This window comes from Pedobacter faecalis (genome assembly GCF_030182585.1).
Classification (GTDB): domain Bacteria; phylum Bacteroidota; class Bacteroidia; order Sphingobacteriales; family Sphingobacteriaceae; genus Pedobacter; species Pedobacter faecalis.
In genome coordinates this window covers 1,005,962-1,026,333 of sequence record NZ_JARXOW010000001.1, presented here as the reverse complement: position 1 = coordinate 1,026,333, position 20,372 = coordinate 1,005,962, and the positions used below count along the sequence as shown (strand labels likewise).

12 protein-coding genes are annotated in these 20,372 nt (G+C 47.6%); 9 read left to right on the top strand and 3 right to left on the bottom strand.

Translation table 11 applies throughout. The features are described 5' to 3' along the window. The first annotated feature begins 5 nt into the window (after positions 1–5). Positions 6–2,459: a glycoside hydrolase family 95 protein gene (locus QEP07_RS04545; RefSeq protein WP_285008744.1), complete on the top strand. Its 2,454-nt coding sequence runs from the start codon at positions 6–8 to the stop codon at positions 2,457–2,459. Here the strand turns inward: QEP07_RS04545 and QEP07_RS04540 are convergent. Both QEP07_RS04540 and QEP07_RS04535 read right to left on the bottom strand, forming a co-directional pair. Beyond that, entirely contained in the window at positions 2,456–3,637 is a 1,182-nt protein-coding gene (locus QEP07_RS04540) for an AIR synthase related protein (RefSeq protein ID WP_285008742.1), read from the bottom strand. The genes QEP07_RS04545 and QEP07_RS04540 overlap by 4 nt on opposite strands. 76 nt (positions 3,638–3,713) lie before the next feature. Then, positions 3,714–5,897, bottom strand: a complete 2,184-nt coding sequence (locus QEP07_RS04535; protein WP_256004926.1) for a glutamine synthetase III family protein — start codon at positions 5,895–5,897, stop codon at positions 3,714–3,716. Between the two features lie 292 nt (positions 5,898–6,189). On the opposite strand from QEP07_RS04535, the gene QEP07_RS04530 reads away from it, so the two are divergent. The 5 genes from QEP07_RS04530 to QEP07_RS04510 all read left to right on the top strand — a co-directional run bounded on the left by QEP07_RS04530 (position 6,190) and on the right by QEP07_RS04510 (position 15,001). After that, the gene (locus QEP07_RS04530) at positions 6,190–8,406 is read left to right on the top strand and encodes a GH92 family glycosyl hydrolase (protein ID WP_285008741.1); all 2,217 of its coding nucleotides are present in this window, start codon (positions 6,190–6,192) and stop codon (positions 8,404–8,406) included. Between the two features lie 125 nt (positions 8,407–8,531). Continuing rightward, the gene (locus QEP07_RS04525) at positions 8,532–9,128 is read left to right on the top strand and encodes an RNA polymerase sigma factor (RefSeq protein WP_256004928.1); all 597 of its coding nucleotides are present in this window, start codon (positions 8,532–8,534) and stop codon (positions 9,126–9,128) included. Between the two features lie 66 nt (positions 9,129–9,194). Continuing rightward, positions 9,195–10,319: a FecR family protein gene (locus QEP07_RS04520; protein ID WP_285008739.1), complete on the top strand. Its 1,125-nt coding sequence runs from the start codon at positions 9,195–9,197 to the stop codon at positions 10,317–10,319. A gap of 64 nt (positions 10,320–10,383) precedes the next feature. Continuing rightward, positions 10,384–13,644: a SusC/RagA family TonB-linked outer membrane protein gene (locus QEP07_RS04515; RefSeq protein WP_285008737.1), complete on the top strand. Its 3,261-nt coding sequence runs from the start codon at positions 10,384–10,386 to the stop codon at positions 13,642–13,644. Between the two features lies 1 nt (position 13,645). Beyond that, positions 13,646–15,001 carry a RagB/SusD family nutrient uptake outer membrane protein gene (locus QEP07_RS04510; RefSeq protein ID WP_285008735.1) on the top strand — a complete coding sequence of 452 codons (1,356 nt, stop codon included), beginning with the start codon at positions 13,646–13,648 and terminating at the stop codon, positions 14,999–15,001. Positions 15,002–15,008: 7 nt separating this feature from the next. Here the strand turns inward: QEP07_RS04510 and purL are convergent, their stop codons facing one another. Continuing rightward, a complete protein-coding gene (gene purL, locus QEP07_RS04505; RefSeq protein ID WP_285008734.1) occupies positions 15,009–18,686 on the bottom strand; it encodes a phosphoribosylformylglycinamidine synthase in 3,678 nt (1,225 codons plus the stop codon). Positions 18,687–18,742: 56 nt separating this feature from the next. Between purL and gloA2 the strand changes: the two genes are divergently transcribed. Genes gloA2 through QEP07_RS04490 form a run of 3 tightly spaced genes read left to right on the top strand, consistent with a single transcriptional unit; the run spans position 18,743 to position 20,371 of the window. After that, on the top strand, positions 18,743–19,126 hold the full coding sequence (gloA2, locus tag QEP07_RS04500; RefSeq protein ID WP_285008732.1) for an SMU1112c/YaeR family gloxylase I-like metalloprotein: 384 nt from the start codon (positions 18,743–18,745) through the stop codon (positions 19,124–19,126). A gap of 11 nt (positions 19,127–19,137) precedes the next feature. After that, on the top strand, positions 19,138–19,842 hold the full coding sequence (locus QEP07_RS04495; protein ID WP_285008730.1) for a tRNA1(Val) (adenine(37)-N6)-methyltransferase: 705 nt from the start codon (positions 19,138–19,140) through the stop codon (positions 19,840–19,842). Between the two features lie 37 nt (positions 19,843–19,879). Further along, a complete protein-coding gene (locus QEP07_RS04490; protein WP_285008728.1) occupies positions 19,880–20,371 on the top strand; it encodes a metallophosphoesterase family protein in 492 nt (163 codons plus the stop codon). The last annotated feature ends 1 nt before the right edge of the window (position 20,372 follow it).

Genomic DNA, 20,372 nt, shown 5'->3' with positions numbered 1-20,372 from the left:
CTGCCGTGCCACGTCTGATATTATTTTTTGTGTGGGTCTTGTCCGTCCCGGCCTTTGGTCAGACCGCAGAAATGAAGCTTTGGTATGATAAACCATCAGGGAATGTGTGGGAAGCTGCCTTGCCCATAGGAAACGGGCGTATTGCAGGGATGGTTTATGGTAATCCTGAAATGGAAATCATCAAGCTAAACGAAGCGACGGTATGGTCGGGCGGCCCCAACCGCAACGACAACCCGAATGCCCTGGCTGTGCTGCCTGACGTGAGGCGGTTGATTTTTGAGGGTAAATATGCGGAGGCCGATAAGCTTGCTTCGGCCAACTTTTCCTCGCCGGTAAACGGTATGAATTACCAGCCCGTGGGTGATCTTCTGCTTCGTTTTCCGGGGCATGATGTCTTTACCAATTATTACCGTGAATTGGATTTGAAGCAGGCAGTCAGCACCGTTAGGTACACCGTGGGTGGGGTGACTTATACCAGAACGTTTTTTGCTTCAATACCGGGTGAACTGATCGTTGTACGACTCACAGCGAGCAAAGTAGGTAAACTCACTTTTACGGCCTCGATGAGAAGTCCCCATAAATCTACTGTTGCCGTTCGCGGTTCAAATGAACTGGTGCTGTCGGGCATTTCCGGCGATAAGGACGGTGTTAAGGGATCGGTTAAGTTTTCGGCGATAACCCAGGTGAAAGCCAAGGGTGGTACGGTGTCGGTGTCGGACGGCGCTGTACGCGTTGATAATGCCAACAGCGTTTTGCTCTTCATCTCCATCGGTACCAACTTTAACAGTTATAAAGACCTGAGTGGCGATCAAGACAAAAGAGCGGCAGATTATCTGGGGCTCTCCTCAGGAAAAAGTTATAACGCCCTGTTGAGCGCGCATCTGCAAGCTTACCAAAAATATTTCGACCGGGTATCGCTCCATCTGGGGGTAACCGATGCGGCAAAGATGCCTACCGACCTGCGCATAAAGCATTTTGCCAATGGAAATGATCCTGATCTGGCGGCGCTCTATTTCCAGTTTGGGAGGTACCTGCTGATTTCCTGTTCCCGCCCGGGCGGTCAGCCCGCCAATCTGCAAGGCATATGGAACGACAAGGTGAACCCGCCATGGGGCAGTAAGTATACGATAAATATTAACACGGAAATGAATTACTGGCCTGCTGAGCCGACCAATCTTACGGAGATGCACGAGCCACTGATAGAGATGGTCAAGGAACTCGCCGTCACCGGCCGGCAAACCGCCAGGGAAATGTACGGTGGAGGCGGCTGGGTTACCCATCATAACACAGATCTTTGGCGCATTACGGGCATGGTCGACGGCACATTCTGGGGGCTCTGGCCCATGGGTGGTGCCTGGCTAAGCCGGCATCTTTGGGACAAATATCTTTATAGCGGAGACAAACGGTATCTGGCCTCTGTTTATGAGACGATGCGCGGCTCGGCAGAGTTTTTCGCCGATGTCTTGGTGGAAGAGCCCGTAAACAAGTGGTTGGTTGTTTCTCCATCCATTTCACCTGAAAACGCGTCTGGAGCAGCCCAGGGGAAATCTATTGCTGCGGGGACATCCATGGACAACCAGATCGTCTTCGAGCTTTTTTCTAATGTGATAAGGGCTGCTGACGTACTGGGAAAAGACAAAGCATTTACCACGCAGTTGAAAAAGCTGAGAGATCGCCTGCCACCGATGCAAATTGGCAGGCATGGCCAGTTGCAGGAGTGGCTTCAGGATTGGGACGACCCCCGCGATAAGCACAGGCATGTGTCGCATTTGTTTGGTGTTTACCCGGCCGGATTGATATCGCCATATCGAACCCCTGAGCTGTTCGATGCAGCACGGACCTCGCTGATCTTCAGAGGCGATGTATCAACCGGATGGTCGATGGGCTGGAAGGTTAACCTTTGGGCGCGTTTCCTGGACGGCAACCATGCTTATAAACTGCTGACTGATCAACTTAGCCCGGCGACCAACCGGTCCGAATCGGGTGGTACCTATCCGAACCTGTTTGATGCTCATCCACCATTCCAGATCGATGGGAATTTTGGATGTACCGCTGGTATTGCCGAGCTGCTCATGCAAAGCTATGATGAATATATTCATCTGCTTCCGGCACTGCCCGACGTATGGCAGGAAGGCGAAGTGAGCGGCTTGCGCGCAAGGGGCGGATTTGAAATCGTCCGTTTGGAATGGCAACGTGGTGAAGTTGAAAAGGTTGTTATCAGGTCTCTAAATGGGGGCAACTGCCGGATTCGGATTCCAAATGAAATGCAAATAACTTCCGGCGTACTTGAAGCCGCGAAGGGGCAGAATCATAATCCGTTTTTCCGGGTAGATGAAGTGCCAAATCCGCGAATTTCAGACGAAGCGAAGCTTAAATCCGCAGCGCTAAAGAAGACCTGGCTGTACGACTTGCCTACAAAACCTGGAAAGCTGTATACCTTAGTGCCTAGAAAAAGTTAGTTGTAGACAAACTCGCCGTATGCTGAACGGATGGTAACCTGTTTCTGTTCTGAGCGCTCCACACGGCCGATGATCTGTGCATCAATCTGGAAAGACTTGGCAATATCGATAATCTCGGCAGCGATGGCTTCGGGTACGTAAAGCTCCATGCGGTGACCCATGTTGAAAACCTTGTACATTTCTTTCCAGTCGGTGCCCGACTGCTCATGGATCAGTTTAAACAGTGGTGGAACCGGGAAAAGGTTGTCTTTTATGACATGAATATTGTTGTTGATGAAATGAAGTACCTTAGTCTGCGCCCCTCCGCTGCAGTGGACAATTCCGTTGATCTGTGACCTGAAGCGCTCCAGTACCTTTTGGATCACCGGTGCATAAGTTCTTGTTGGCGACAGCACTAATTTACCGGCTGTAACACTCAGTCCCTCAGAGATCTCAATCTCATCCGTCAGTTTCTTTCCTCCGGAAAATACCAGATCGTAAGGTACAGCAGGGTCATAGGTTTCAGGAAATGCGTTTGCAACAGATTTATCAAAAACGTCGTGCCGTGCTGAAGTCAAGCCGTTCGAGCCCATTCCGCCGTTATAGGTACTTTCATAGGAAGCCTGACCATAAGACGCCAATCCCACAATGACATTTCCTGCGGCAATTTTATCGTTGCTGATCACTTTACTGCGTTCCATTCTGCAGGTCACGGTAGAGTCAACGATAATGGTGCGTACCAGGTCACCCACATCGGCAGTTTCGCCACCGGTAGAGTAGATCGAAATGCCCTGCTCCCGTAGTTCGGCTAAAATTTCTTCTGTGCCGTTAATGATGGCCGCAATCACCTCCCCCGGAATCAGATTTTTATTGCGACCTATTGTAGACGACAGTAGGATATTTTCAGTGGCTCCAACACAGATCAGATCGTCGATGTTCATGATGATAGCGTCCTGTGCGATTCCTTTCCAGACAGACATGTCGCCTGTTTTCTTCCAGTACGCATAGGCCAGGGAAGATTTTGTACCCGCGCCGTCTGCATGCATTATGTTGCAGAAAGCCTCGTCGTTTCCCAGGATATCCGGAATGATCTTGCAGAATGCCTGAGGGAAAATGCCTTTGTCGATGTTCTTGATGGCTTGGTGCACATCTTCTTTTGAGGCAGAAACGCCGCGTTGGTTGTACCTGTTATCGCTCATGTTGGGGGCAAAGATAATAAAAAATAACCCCTGCTAATTAAAGCAGAGGTTATAAAACTAAAAATTAAGGTCTAAGTTATTTCAGGAACAACAGCTCTCTGAATTTAGGCAAAGGCCATACGCTGTCGTCCACAATTTGCTCAAGTTTGTCCGTATGATAACGGATTTCATCGAAGTAAGATTTAACCTTCTCGTCGTAAGCAATGGCTTTGTCGCGGCTATCCTCGATGGTATTTACTTGTTTGCGTTGCTCAAGCATGTTGTCGATGCTGGTTTTAACGACATTGAGATGGTCAGACAATTTATTGATGATCGCCACAGGAGTAGCTAAAGCAGCTTCTCCAAGACCAAGATCTTTCAGTCCTTTAGCGTTTTCGATCAGTGAATTCTGATAAGCTATGGTAGCAGGAATGATCATGCTGTTCGCAACTTCACCCATCACCCTTGCTTCAATCTGAAGTTTCTTGTAATAGTTCTCAAGAAGGATCTCATGGCGGGCATGAAGTTCACGCTTACCGTAAATGTTGAGTTTGGTAAACAGCTCAGTAGATTTCTCACTTACATAAGCATCCAGCGCACGTGGAGTGGTTTTGATGTTTGAAAGACCACGTTTTTCAGCTTCTGCAGCCCACTCATCGCTATAGCCGTTTCCTTCAAAGCGGATGTCTTTCGACTCTTTGATGTATTTCTTGATAACGGTTAACAGGGCAATGTCTTTCTTCTCACCTTTCTTGATCAATTTGTCAACTTCAACTTTGAATTTAGTCAACTGATCTGCAACGATAGCATTTAAAACAGTCATAGGTGCTGCTGAGTTAGCAGACGAACCTACTGCTCTAAGTTCGAACTTGTTACCAGTGAAAGCAAAAGGAGAGGTACGGTTACGGTCAGTATTGTCCAATAGGATCTGAGGGATTTTAGGAATACCTAACCACAATGCGTTATCTTCTTTGATCTTTTTGCTGATCCGTGAATGCTCAATCTCGTCTAACACTTCGTTCAACTGCTGACCAAGGAAAATGGAAATAATCGCAGGAGGAGCCTCGTTTGCGCCCAGACGGTGATCGTTGCTAACTGAAGCGATAGATGCTCTCAACAGATCAGCATGCTCATGAACCGCCTTGATGGTGTTTACAAAGAAGGTCAGGAACATCAGGTTATTCTTAGGTGTTTTACCTGGAGCAAGCAGGTTTTTACCGGTATCTGTAATCAGCGACCAGTTGTTGTGCTTACCTGAGCCATTTATTCCTGCATAAGGCTTCTCGTGAAGCAAAACTTTAAACTTGTGTCTCAAAGCAACCTTCTCCATCAGGTCCATTAACAACTGGTTGTGGTCGATGGCCAGGTTGATCTCTTCGTAGATAGGTGCACACTCGAATTGGGAAGGGGCCACCTCGTTGTGGCGGGTCTTCAAAGGAATTCCCAGTTTCAGCGCTTCATTCTCGAAGTCGACCATAAATGTAAATACACGCTCAGGAATAGATCCGAAGTAATGATCTTCAAGCTGCTGACCTTTCGCAGACATGTGTCCGAACAAAGTACGGCCGGTTAAAGCAAGATCCGGACGAGCATTATATAATGCAAGGTCGACAAGGAAATATTCCTGCTCGATACCTAGTGAAGCATTTACTTTAGCGATGCTCTTATCGAAATACTGGCAAACATCAACCGCCGCCTTATCCATAGCCGCTAACGCTTTAAGCAACGGCGCTTTGTAATCCAGCGCCTCGCCTGTATAAGAAACAAATACGGTAGGGATGCAAAGCGTTTTACCTGCTTTGCTTTCCATAATGAACGCAGGCGAAGAAGGATCCCATGCCGTATAACCACGGGCCTCAAATGTGTTACGGATACCTCCGTTCGGGAAACTTGAGGCGTCTGGCTCCTGCTGTACAAGTGCGCTTCCTGCAAATTTCTCGATGGCACCTTCGCTGCTTGGCTCAAAGAACGAATCATGCTTTTCCGCGGTAGTGCCAGTTAACGGCTGAAACCAGTGCGTGTAATGGGTAGCACCTTTGCTCATTGCCCAGCTCTTCATTGCGGCGGCAATCTGATTGGCATCATCGAAGTTGATCAACTCTCCCTGATCGATAGCAGAAACAAGTTTTTCATAAACATCCTTTGATAAGAAATCTTTCATTTTTTTCTTATCAAAAACGTTCACCCCAAAAAACTCAGAAATCCTGGTCGACGGAGACTTTACCTCTGGTGAAACTCTGGTTTGAGCTTCTTTTAATGCGATTGTTCTTAAGCTTTTCATTTATTTGTTTAAAATTTCATCAAAAATAGAATATTTGTTTGGTTATTTTGTGTAAATCGTTTGTAAAAATACAAATGTTGATAGATAATCAAAGAATTTTTGAGAATTTCTAGCGTGTTTTTTGATTTTTATATAAAAACGTCGATCGGGAGATCAACGTTCGCTGATCTGATAGCGGCCTGCTTCCGCTAAGAGCCGCATATAAATGCCGGCTCACACATCTTGTATATACAAGTTGAATGTGTTATCTTTGATAAGATCGTTTCGCGCGAATCAGACCATTTATAACCGTATGAATTTAAGAGTATCGCTTGCCGGGCTTTTGTTTGCTACTGCCGCAACTTGTCTATCTCCTGTTTTAGCCCAAAAGTCCAATTTATCGTACGTTGATCCTTCTATAGGCGGGGTGGGCCACATCCTTGAGCCAACCCGTCCAACGGTCCAGTTGCCAAACGAAATGATACGCGTTTTCCCCATGCGGAAAGATGCACTTGACGACCAGATAGCCTATTTTCCTTTAACAGTAGCGTCGCACCGTGTCGCTTTTGTTTTCAGTTTCATGCCCCTCAGCGGCAATCCATCGTCACTATGGGACAGAAAAGAGGTCTACCATAAAGAAACCCTCAGTCCGTACTACTACCGTTCAGAGCTAGGCGATGAAGGAACGGTAGCAGAGTTTTCACCCTCCAAGAAAAGTGGCATTTTCCGGATAGGCTTTAAAGGTAGGGACAAGCATTTTATCCGGCTTGGCCTGATAAATGGTGCTGGACAGTATACAATAGCAGGTAAACGCAAAATAACCGGGACAGAAACCTTTCAGGGTATGAAAGCTTATCTGTATGCAGAGGTAGACGCCGATATCATCAGCACAAATTATAAGGACTCCGCCAGTAAACGTGATCTTTTGATCCAGGTGCCAGATGAAGTGACTTTCCGATATTCAATCTCATATATTTCTGCCGAACAAGCTGAACTTAATTTTCAGAAAGACAATATCGCCAACAGTTTTGAGGAGGTAAAGAGAAGTGCTCTAGAAAAATGGAACGAAGTATTGTCTCAAATAAACATTAAAGGTGGCACTAACGCTCAAAAGCGCGTCTTCTACACCTCCCTGTACCGCTGCTACGAGCGCATGGTTGATATTAACGAATACGGGCGGTATTATAGCGGTTTCGATCATAAGGTCCACAACAGCGACGAGCCGTTTTTCGTGGACAATTGGATATGGGATAATTATATCGCACTGGAGCCCCTGCATACCATTCTCAATCCAGAAAAGGAAGTTCAGAAGATCAACTCTTATATCGATATGTACCGGCAGGGCGGATGGATGCCGTCATTTGCAGTAGTGTTTGGCGACTGGCCTGCCATGACGGGCAATCATGCGGCGACCTGGTTCGCTGATGCCTATTATAAAGGATTGAGAGGATTTGATCTGAAAGCCGCTTATGAGGGGCTCAGGAAGAATTCCCTGGAGGGTACACTGCTTCCCTGGAATAACGGGCCTGCTACAGTGCTTGATTCGTTTTACAACAAAAACGGTTACATGCCCGGTTTGCCTTACGGCGAGAAAGAAACGGTCCCGCAGGTAGAGGATGTTTGGGAAAAGCGGCAGGCGGTGTCGGTGACCCTCGAGAATAGTTTCAGCGATTGGAACATCGCAAATCTTGCTAAGGTGTTGGGAAAGGATGGCGACGGTGAACTATTTCTCCGCAGAGCTACATTTTATCGCAACGTGTTTCGTCCAGAAAAGGGTTTTATGTGGGCTAAAGACAAGAACGGGAAGTGGATAGAAGACATGAACCCTAAATCTGCCGGTCGGGAGTTCTTTACCGAAAACAACGCATATACTTACAACTGGTCGGTAAAGCATGACTTCGAAGGGTTGTTTGCCCTGATGGGCGGAAGGCAACACGCCGAAGCTAAGCTCGATCAGTTGTTCCGTGAAGATCTGGGCGCTTCTAAATTCGTTTTCTGGAGAACACAGCCAGATGCCTCCGGATTGGTAGGCCAGTTCGTTATGGGAAATGAACCGAGTTTTCATATACCTTACTTATATAATTACACCGGCTCTCCCTGGAAAACCCAAAAGCGGATCAGAATGTTGATCGATACCTGGTTTACCGACAATTATTTTGGTATACCCGGCGACGAAGACGGGGGCGGAATGACCTCATTCGTAGTTTTTTCTATGCTTGGGTTTTTTCCTGTCACGCCCGGAATCCCGGTTTATACTATTGGTAGTCCGGTGTTTTCGGAAGCCAGCATCCGGTTGTCCTCAGGAAAGAAGTTTACGGTAAAGGCTGCTAACAATTCAACCGCAAACGTCTACATTCAAACAGCAAGGCTGAACGGCAAGGTGCTGGACCGTCCATGGTTTACCCATTCTGATCTTATTAATGGTGGTACGCTTGTCTTAACTATGGGCGATAAACCGAATAAAACCTGGGGTGCTCAGGCCCTTAGTGCGCCTCCATCGGCACTAGATGTAGATCCAAGCTCTTTTTAGTTCACCAAGGGCTTATGGAATTCAGGTTAGGTTTACAAGACTGAATGGCTCCTTGAATTAACATGAATAGCGGTTTGCACTTTATTTTTTTCCGCTAAAGTTGTAATATTGAGCATCCCGGAGGTATGTATAAGAAACTCACAGATGCCGCTTTATTAGATCTGCTGAAGAAATCAGATTACACCGCTTATACTGAGATTTACAACCGGTATTATTACCTGATGATCTCTCACGCTTATAAGAAATTGAGAGATGAAGAGCAGGCAAAAGATGTAGTGCAGGAATTGTTCACGATGGTATGGCAACGCCGGGACAAAGATATCAAAGCGATAAATTTGGGGGGGTATCTGTACACCTCGCTCAGAAATAGGATCATAGATATCTTTATTCATTCCACTGGCAAAAGCGTTTCTATTTCATTGACGGAGGCAGCCGATGTTATGGGGCCGGATGACACCGACCACCGTATCCGGGAGCGGCAGTTTCGGGATTATATTGAAAAGGAGATACAGGCGCTGCCAAGGAAAATGCGGGCGATATTTGAACTGAGTATTAAAGATCGATATACCACGAAGGAAATTGCGCAAAAACTGGACACCTCGGAACACAACGTGTCTAAACAATTGGGTAATGCGCGGCGCATTCTTAAGTCAAAACTGAACTTATGGATTTTTATCCTGTTAGCAATCAGTGTTTTAAAAGCTTTTTATAAAATATGGTAAATAAATCTTCCTGTTTAGGGTCGCTAAACCGTTTAGTTGATATAAATCAGTAACCAACAATCGCAAATGCAAGCAGAAGAGAGAGATCTACTCCGGAAATACCGTGAAGGAGCATGCAGCGAGGCTGAAAAAGCCTTAGTTGAAGGTTGGTACCTGCGCTTTAATGAAGATGGAGTGGGATTGTCCGACAAGCGCCTGCGCGAGCTTGGCAAAGAGATCTACACACAGCTACCAGGAAGCAAGGGACGATCATCAGTTAAACTATGGGTAGGGAAGATGGCCGCGGCAGCTGCAATAATTGCTATTGTGGGCGGGACGTTACTGTATTTTAGTCCGGGCGAAGCCCCGAAAGTTAATCACACCACCAGCACAACTCCGGTTGCCAATCAAGCAGTGTTGACCCTCGCTGATGGTAAAGAAATTATGTTAGACAGTTCGGAAACTGGTTTACTGGCGAGCCAAAATGGATTGGAGATCATAAAAGTGAGCGACGGACGGCTAGCCTACAAAATAACTGACCCTCAAATTAACGTAACCGCTGTAGGATACAGCACGATCTCTGTCCCTAATGGGGGGCAGTACGAAATCTCACTGTCGGACGACAGCAAAGTATGGCTAAATGCCGCGACTTCCCTTAAAGTCCCTATCGCATTTGCAAAATCAAAGGCGCGTAGAGTAACCCTCAGCGGCGAAGCCTACTTTGAAGTTTTTAAAGATAAAGCCCGTCCTTTTATCGTTCAGACGGCTTTTGAGGATATCAAGGTATTAGGAACGCGATTTAATGTTTCGGCTTACAACGCTGATGCCTTTACGAAAACCTCCTTGCTTGAGGGCGCCGTGGAGTTAAGCTCCCGTGGTTCAGGCAATGCGCCCAAGGTTAGGTTGAAGCCTAATCAGGAAGCAATAAACGACGGAACAGGTTTCAGCGTACAGTCTGCCGATCCGGAGATAGCCATTTCCTGGAAAAACGGTGAGTTTATGTTCAGAAATGAACCTTTGCAGAATATTATGGCAAAAGTAGCGCGGTGGTATGACATGGAGGTTGTTTATCAGGATAAAGCCGTGGGCAAGGAAAGGTTCGGCGGATCAATATCTCGGTCGGCCAGTCTTGCGGAGGTGCTGGAATTGCTGGAAATGACTGGAGATGTGCATTTTTCTGTAGAAGGAAAAAAAATAAAAATCTCTAAATAAGCTTCTGTATGCATATTTTTGCATATAAATGCGCCTTATATTTTTTGGATTACTGTTCATTCTGATGTCAACTGCTCCGGCAGTTGCACAGAAGTTTAGCTATTCCAAAGATCAGGTTAAACTGCATCAGCTTTTTAATGAAATTAAGCATCAGACCGGTTATCGGGTAATCTGGAATGAAAAGCGTCTGGACGTAAACGCTTCAGTTCGGGCGGATTTCCACGAGGCTTCTCTGGATCAGGTGTTTAGGACTGTTCTGAAGCAATTCCCGGTGACTTACGTCATATCCGGTAAAATGGTTGTAATTCAAGAGAAGGAACGCAGGGTTGTGGCGCCGGCAAAAAGGGGTGTCATCGAGGAACCGGAGGTAATCTCGGTGCGAAGTGATACGTTGCGCGAGGTCGAAATTGTTAGTACCGGTTATCAGCGCGTCCCGCGCGAACGTGCCACAGGTAGCTTTACAAAGACTGACATGACCCAATTCAGCAGTAGAACATCATCAGACATGTTTCTCCGTTTGCAGGGAATTACAGGTGGACTGCTTTTCAATAAGAATACGTTGAGGGACAATATGCACATGTCTGACATGTCTATCCGCTCCCGAAGCACCATTTTCGCGAATGATCAGCCGCTGATCATCCTGAATAATTTCCCCTTCAATGGCGATCTCAGATCGATAAATCCTAATGATATCGAAAGCATTACACTGCTAAAGGATGCTGCTGCGGCATCAATTTGGGGCGTCCGTTCCGGAAACGGCGTTATTGTACTGAATACCCGGAAGGGAGCTTCTGCGCAATCTCCGCAAATTTCATTGACATCTTCCGTTATCGTAGGAAATTCGCCGGATCTATCTTATAATCCTAACTATTTTGCAGGGTCGGACTATATAGAACTGGAGCAGTTTAGATTTCAAAACGGTGGGTACGACTATTTGATCAACGATAACATAAATCATCCGGTGCTGTCGCCCGTAGTTCAGTTGCTGCAACAAAATAAATCAGGAGCGCTTTCTGATGAACACCTAAAACAGCAACTCGATAATTTTCGGCAGCAGGACATTCGGCGCGAATATCAGAAATATATTTATCGCAATCCTGTGCAGCAACAGTATCATTTGTCGGTTAGCGGCGGGGCGTCATGGCGATCGCATTACCTCTCTGCCGGTTTGGATCGCGAACAGGCCGCACTGAAATACCATAGCAGTGATCGCGCAACCATCAATTTCCAAAACAGCTTTCAACCCCTTAAAGGATTAGCGATAGAAGCAGGATTGAACTACGTTAATAACAGTTACCGGGCCGACAGCACGACCTTATCCATGCTGAACCGTATAGTACAGCCATATATGTCACTCAAAAGACCGGACGGGAGCCCGGCGGAATTTGATTACCGGTATAACAATGCTTTCGCGAGGGATGCAGTTTCCAGAGGAATGCTGGACTGGTCGTACACACCACTCCGTGAGCTGGGTTCGGATGTTGACCGAACCAGACAGCATGACCTTAGGCTCGATGGGGCCGTGACTTATGAAATCCTTACAGGTCTTAGCTTTAGCGGCAGATACAGGCATCAGCGCATCAACACAAATTCCAGGCTGTACAGGGGGCTTAACTCGATCGCAACGCGTGATCTGATTAATACTTATACTGTGGTGGATGCCAATGGCGTACCAACTGGCTATAACGTTCCTTTGGGCGGAATCTTGTATCAAAAGGATATAGAAGCCTATGGGAATAATGCGAGGTTTCAGATTGATCTGAACAGGAAGATAGGACGAGGTGAATTAACAGCACTTGCAGGATATGAGTTTTCAGAATTTAAATCCGAGGGCACAAGCGCTACCCGGTACGGTTACGATCCCCAAAGCAGAAGGTCTGCAGATGTGGATACTGCTACGACCTTTCAGCTCTATCCTTCCGGAACGGGCAGGTTATCTACCGGAGGTCGGCTTTTCTCTGTCCTCGACCGTATCCGTTCTGTGTATATAAATGGGTCTTACACCTACAATGCTAAATATACGGCATCTGCCAGTGCAAGGGTAGACGGCTCAAATTATTTTGGCGTCCGGTTTAACCGAAAGAATGTGCCCTTGTGGTCGGCCGGACTATTGTGGCATGTAGACCGGGAAGCGTTTGCAGCTTTGAAATGGCTGGGAACTTTGAAACTCAGGCTCTCGCATGGAGTGAATGGCAATTACGACAATGATTTTACTGGCGTCACCACCATAAGATATTCTCCGATCCGGGCGGCGCTTACCAATCTGGACTACGCTACGATCTTAAACATCGGAAACCCGTCATTGGGCTGGGAAAAGATCGCGATAACCAACCTCGGGATTGATTTCAGTCTGAAAAACCAGCGCCTGTCGGGTTCATTAGAAATGTACCTGAAAAACGGCTCCGATATCCTTGGTGATAAGGCTTTTCCAGCAAGTGCAGGTGTAGTTGCTTTCCGTGGGAACTATGCAGATATAAAGTCGAGGGGTGTTGACCTGACATTGTATAGCAAGAACACCAACGGAGCGGTGAAATGGAACACCAATATGCTCCTCTCTGTGGTGAAAGATAGGGTGGTTAAAAATTATGTTGCCGATCCAAGAGGGCGGTACTATGCCGGTACGTCGGGGTCCAGCCCCGATCCAGGTCCCATACCAGGCCGGCCTGTGTTCTCTCTTTTCAGTTATAAATGGGCAGGTTTAGACCCGGTCAACGGCGATCCGCAAGGTTTCCTGAACGGTGTTATGAGTAAGGATTATGCCAGCATAGTAAGCGATGCGGAGATGAAAGACCTGGAATACAACGGACCATCGAGGCCAGCTATGTACGGTGGTCTTACCAATAGCTTTGCATATCGGAACTTCAGCTTAAGCGTAAATTTAACCTATAAGCTAGGGTATTTTTTCAGGAAGCCATCTGTGCATTATTCTGATATCTATAATTTTGATATGAATTATAACATGACAAAGGATTTCGTAAAACGCTGGCAACAGCCGGGTGATGAAAGCATAACAAACGTTCCGTCTATGGGGACGTACAATGGGGATGCGTACAGGGACGTCTTTTATAACGGCTCTTCCACTACTGTTGCGCGGGCCGACCACCTGCGGCTGCAAGACATCATCGCAGGGGTAGATATCAAAAATCCATTTCTTTCCAGGTATTTTTCCAGGCTTCACGTATATGTCCATGCAAATAATCTGGGCTTGCTATGGAAAGCGAACAACTTTGGCCTTGATCCGGATGTCGTTCCCACCAGAGGCGATCAGTGGACTTTTCGTACGCCCCAAACCTTTGCCCTTGGTTTGAAGGCGAATATCAAATAATATGTTTACACGCAGCGCACAGTTATGGTTCATTATGCTGGTTATCCCCTGCATGTTGTCGTGCAGCAACAACTGGCTCAATGAGAAGCCAGATGAGTTTCTGACAGTTCCCGGAACAGTGGCCGATTATCAGGCTTTGCTTGACAACGTGACGCTGCTGAACAACGCGCAGCCGGGTTTAGGGGAAGTGGCTTCGGGCGATTTCCACATTTCATACGATTCCTGGCAATCTTTGTTTTCACGCCAGGAGCGGTCGGCCTATATCTGGGAGTCCACCGATCGGTTCTACGGCGGTGAGCAAAATACCGACTGGGCTGCGTCGTACAAGCAAATTCTTACGCATAATATTGTGCTCGAAGGGCTGCAAAAACTCAAGGCCAGACATGCTGCCGATCCCGAATGGAGGAATGTATTCGGGAGCGCCTTGTTCTTTCGATCGTTCAGTCTGTACAACCTTTCACAGCTTTTTTGTAAGGGATACACCGATGAAACAGCCGATCGCGAGCCGGGGCTGCCCTTGCGGCTCAGCGCTGATGTTGACGCACATATCGGGCGGTCGACACTCCGCCAAACCTACCATCAAATCACCGGTGATCTTAAACAGGCCATTCCGTATCTTGGCACAAGCCCAAAGGTTAAAACCAGACCATCAAAGCAGGCGGCTTACGCCTTGCTGGCCAGGGTGTATCTGAGCTTGGAAGACTACGATCGGGCTGCCGTCTATGCCGACTCTGCATTGCAAATACAGCACGGCCTACTTAACTATGCTGCCTTAAAAGCCGGTTCATATCCCTTGCCGCGCTTCAACGAGGAGGTGATCTTTCACGCAAGTACTACTTACGGAGCATTCAACGCGTCCCGGCTGCTGGTCGACCCCGATTTATTTGCGCAGTATGAGGAGGCGGATCTGCGGCGTACACTCTTCTTTGTCTCGGCCAGAAACGGTTTCACCTTCAGGGGAAGCTATTCAGGAGATAAAAATCTGTTCTGCGGCCTGGCTACGGACGAGATGTATCTCATACGTTCCGAGTGTTACGCTCGGGCAGGCAGATATAAAGACGCCATTGCCGACCTGAGCCTTCTGTTAAAGTCACGCTGGCGCGGTGCCCATAGGGAGATACGGGTAGATGATGCGGTTTTGCCATTGATTCTTAAGGAGAGAAGAAAGGAGCTGGTGTTCAGATGCCTGCGCTGGAGCGATCTCAGGAGACTGAACCGCGACGAGCGCTTTGCCACAACCTTGGTCAGGACCATGAATAACACCACTTATCGTTTATTACCAAACGATAAGCGGTATGTCTTTCCCATAGACGAAGAGGAGATCCGCTTAAGCGGAATAGCTCAGAACGACAGATAAGCGCCGGTTATTTCTGTCGGGCTTCAATCCATTTGCGTGCATTAACAAAAGCTTCCATCCACGGTGATACCTCATCTTTGCGGCCTTTAGGGTAGTTAGCCCAGTGCCACTGGAATATAGAACGCTCAATGTGCGGCATCATCACCAGATGGCGGCCAGTCTCATCACACAGCATCGCTGTATTGAAGTCAGAGTCGTTCGGACTTGCCGGATAGTTCTGGTAAGCGTACTTGGCCACAATGGAATATTGATCTTCCTGGTAAGGCATCTCAAATCTTCCCTCTCCATGCGACACCCAAACACCTAATGTACTGCCGGCGAGTGTCGACAGCATCACAGAGCTGTTTTCCTGAATTGTAAGCGAAGTAAAGATACTTTCGTGTTTGCCACTCTTATTGTGCAGCATCTTTGGTTTTTCCGAGTGGTTTTTGTTGATCAGGCCAAGTTCTATAAACAACTGACAGCCATTACAAATACCAACCGATAGTGTATCCGGGCGATTGAAGAAGTTTTCCAGTGCAATCCGTGCCTTCTCATTATACAGGAACGCACCAGCCCAGCCCTTCGCAGATCCAAGTACATCAGAGTTGGAGAAACCTCCAACAGCACCGATAAACTGAATGTCTTCCAGCGTTTCCCTGCCTGAAATCAGGTCGGTCATATGCACATCTTTTACATCAAAGCCAGCCAGGTACATCGCGTTAGCAAGCTCCCTCTCAGAGTTGCTGCCTTTCTCGCGGATGATTGCCGCCTTAGGTCGCACAGCATCCTGAGCAATAACTGGTTTTTTACCGTCAAACTGTGCCGGGAAGCTATATTTAAGCGGCTGATGTTTATAATTGTCGAAACGCTCTTTCGCTTTTACTGGGCCGCTCTGTTTTTGATCAAGCAGGTATGAAGTTTTAAACCACACATCCCGCAGATGATCCACATCCAGATTCAGCGTATGTGCACCTGCAGTGATCTTAAGTACCGGCTCGTTGCTTACCCTGCCTAGTTTATAAAAGCTTACGCCTTCATTATTTAACGTGTCTTCAATTTCTGTCTCCCTGCCCAATGCGGCCTGGAAAACAATACCTATGTTCTCAGCAAACAACAGCTTGATCAGGTCTTTCTCACCAATCGCAGAAAGGTCCAGATCAGCACCCAGATCACGGTCGGCAAAGCAAAGTTCCAGCAGGGTAGTGATCAGACCACCACTGCCTACATCGTGACCAGCCTGTATGAAGTCGCCTTTAATAAGTTGTTGTATCGCATTGAAGGCCAGTTTAAATTGTGCCGCGTCCTTTACGTCAGGCGTTTCATTGCCAATCCTGTTCAAAATCTGGGCAAAAGAAGAACCGCCTAGTTTGTAGTCGTCAGACGAAAGGTTGATATAATAAACCGACCCTTCCTCTTTCTGGAACACCGGCTCCACTACCTTGGTGATGTCATTACAATTTCCGCCGGCAGAAATGATTACGGTTCCTGGTGCAATAACCTCGTCATTCTTGTATTTCTGCTTCATTGAGAGTGAATCCTTCCCGGTAGGGATGTTGATTCCCAGGCTAATTGCAAAGTCAGAACAAGCCTGCACTGCATCATATAAGCGTGCGTCCTCGCCCTCGTTTTTACAAGCCCACATCCAATTTGCCGAAAGCGATACGCTTTTCAGGCCATCTTTCAAAGGTGCCCAAACAATGTTAGACAAAGATTCAGCCACCGCGTTTCGGCTTCCTGCTGCGGCATCGATCAGCGCTGAAAGAGGCGCATGGCCAACTGAAGTCGCAATACCCTCTTTACCTTTAAAATCCAGGGCCATTACACCGCAGTTGTTTAACGGCAGTTGCAAGGGACCGGCGCACTGCTGTTTGGCCACCCGGCCGCCCACACAACGATCTACCTTATTGGTCAGCCAATCCTTACATGCCACAGCTTCAAGTTGCAGCACCTGCTCCAGGTATTCGTTGAATCTTTCTGCGTCGTACGACAGGCCCTCATAAGTTCTAGCCACTCTCCGGTCGTCCATGATAAACTTAGGCGAGCTGCCAAACATATCTTTTAATTCGAGATCCATTGGCTTCGCGCCAGTGGTTTCCGATTCAAACGTGAAACGATGATCTCCCGTAACCGTACCCACAGTATACATCGGGGCACGCTCACGGTCGGCGATTTTTTGCAGCGTGTCTATATGCTCCTGGCTGATCACCAGTCCCATACGCTCCTGAGATTCGTTGCCGATGATCTCTTTAGCCGAAAGGGTAGGGTCGCCCACCGGCAGCTTATCCAGATCAATCTTTCCGCCAGTCTCTTCCACCAGTTCAGAAAGACAGTTTAAGTGCCCACCCGCACCATGATCATGGATAGAAACGATCGTATTGTTATCACTTTCTACCATAGCCCTAACCGCATTGGCCGCACGTTTCTGCATTTCCGGGTTCGAACGCTGTATAGCGTTCAGCTCAATGCCGGTTCCATGCTCGCCAGTATCTGCAGAGGATACCGCCGCGCCACCCATACCAATACGGTAGTTTTCGCCGCCAAGCACAACAATTTTGTCGCCCGGTGCCGGCGTATGTTTTTTAGCCTGACTTGCTTTGCCGTATCCAACGCCGCCAGCCAGCATAATTACTTTATCATAGCCAAGTTTACGGCCAGCTTCCTCATGTTCGAAAGTCAGCACCGAGCCCGTAATCAGGGGCTGACCGAACTTATTTCCAAAGTCGGTAGCACCATTTGAAGCCTTGATCAGAATATCCATTGGCGTTTGATACAGCCACTGTCTTTCTTCAACGCCACGCTCCCAAGGGCGATCGTCGCTAAGCCTCGATAGCGCCGTCATATACACCGCAGTACCGGCCAAAGGTAAAGCACCCTGCCCGCCGGCCAGCCTGTCCCGTATCTCACCACCCGATCCGGTAGCCGCGCCGTTAAAAGGCTCAACCGTAGTTGGGAAGTTGTGCGTTTCCGCCTTTATGGATATAACCGACTCAAATTCGCTTGTCGCGTAATAATCGGGCACATCAGCCCTTCTGGGCGCAAACTGCTGCACTACCGGGCCTTTAATAAAAGCCACATTGTCTTTATAAGCCGATACGATATCGTTCGGGTTCTCCTCTGAAGTTTTACGGATGAGCTTGAAAAGTGAAACAGGCTTCTCTTCACCGTCAATGATAAACCTGCCGTTGAATATTTTATGGCGGCAGTGTTCAGAGTTCACCTGAGAGAATCCGAATACCTCAGAGTCAGTCAGCGGTCGCCCAAGACGTGCCGAGAGGTCATTCAGGTATTCCACCTCCTCATCACTCAGCGAGAGGCCTTCCTGCTTGTTGTAAGCCGCGATATCGGTGATGTCAATCACAGGCTCAGGTTGTATATTAATGGTATAGATCTCCTGATCCAGTCCCTCATATTTCTGTGAGAGCATAGGGTCAAAATCCGCAAAGCCCTGGCCTACTTTCTTAAACTCCTCAATCCGGATAATTCCGCTGATATCCATGTTCTGAGTGATCTCCACAGCATTCGTGCTCCATGGGGTGATCATTGCTGCTCTCGGGCCAACAAAATAGCCCTCCAGTTGGCTTTCCTTTTGTACACTGGCTCCGCCAAAAAGCCATTCAAGTTTGTTGATATCAATGGAGGTAAGTTCCCGTTCTGTTTGTAAAGCGTAAACGGTGTCGGACTGACTCAGAAAGAAATAAATCATGCTCTATTTATGAAAGTGCAAATCTACGGTTAAATTTGCCAAACAAAAAACCCGATATGCTCAAAGGTATCCATCATATTGCCATTATTTGTTCAAATTATGAGCGGTCTAAAGACTTCTACGTAAATAAGCTCGGCTTCGACATACAGGCAGAAGCATATCGGGTGGAACGTAAGTCATACAAACTCGATCTTTCGCTGAACGGCGAATACGTTATAGAGCTTTTTTCCTTCGAAAATCCGCCACCGAGACCATCCCGGCCCGAAGCTGCGGGTTTAAGGCATCTGGCTTTTAAAGTAGATGATCTGGCGGCGGAGATAACACGACTTAACGCCCTTGGCATTGAGACCGAACCGGTGCGCGTGGATGAATTTACCGGCAAGCGCTTTACCTTTTTCAGTGATCCCGACGGCCTTCCGCTCGAACTTTACGAATCCTGACCGTACCTGACATGAAGGGGGTATTCAGGTTCAAACAGTTTGCGGTCGACCAATCCGGCTGCGCCATGAAGATCAACACCGATGGTGTATTGCTCGGCGCCACTGCCATGCAGGAAAATGCAGGTACGATTCTCGATATCGGCACCGGAACCGGGGTAATCGCCATGATGCTTGCCCAGCGCTTTCCCTACGCCAGCGTAGACGCTGTAGAGATTGATGCGCAAGCTGCTCAGACAGCCGGCTTAAATTTTGCCTCATCTCCGTTCTCAGCCCGACTAAAAGCTCATCATGCCGATATCGCCAGCTATGAAACCGAAACACGTTACGATCTGATCGTATCTAACCCGCCTTATTTTGTTGATGATCTTAAGAACCTCGAAGCGCGTAAACGCGTGGCCCGGCATACGGATCATAGTTTCTTCATTGCGCTCCTTCAGAAAGCCTCTGCGTTACTTGCCCCAGGCGGCAGCATGTGGCTCATTTTGCCCGTAAAGCAGGCGCGTTTTATTAAAGACCAGGCACCAGTTTACGGCTTGCATCTTCAAAGGCGTATCGACATCAGTTCTGATGAGAACAAGCCCGTTATCCGACAAATTATTGTTTTAGGACATACGCAGGAAGAAGTAAAGACCGAACATTTCTATATCTATGAAAGGGAAGGTGTTCACACCGAAGCGTATCGCCGCCTGCTCAAAGATTTCTTCCTGGCATTTTAAGTTAAGCGTATGCCAGCCAAAACCATAGATTTGCAGTATGGTAACCATAGGCCTGCTTTCCGATACACACGATCATTTAGATGATGCCGTTTATAAACACTTTGCCGACTGCGATGAAATATGGCACGCCGGAGATTTCGGGGCAGAGGTAGCCGGGCCACTTGCCAACTTCAAACCACTGCGCGGAGTATACGGAAACATAGACGGCAAAGACATCAGGGCTGTGTACCCCGAGCATCTTCGCTTTCAGATAGAAGGGCTCGATGTATGGATGACACATATCGGTGGGTATCCGGATAAATATGCACCCGAAGTAAAGCGTATAATATACACTAAGCCTCCGGGATTATTCATATCTGGTCACTCACACATTTTAAAAGTTATCTACGACAAAAAAATAGATTGCTTGCATATAAACCCAGGTGCTGCCGGAAATTCTGGATGGCATAAAGTAAAAACACTGATCAAATTCTGTATCACAGATGGAAAAATACATAACTTAGCCGCCATAGAAATAGGCAAAAGATAAC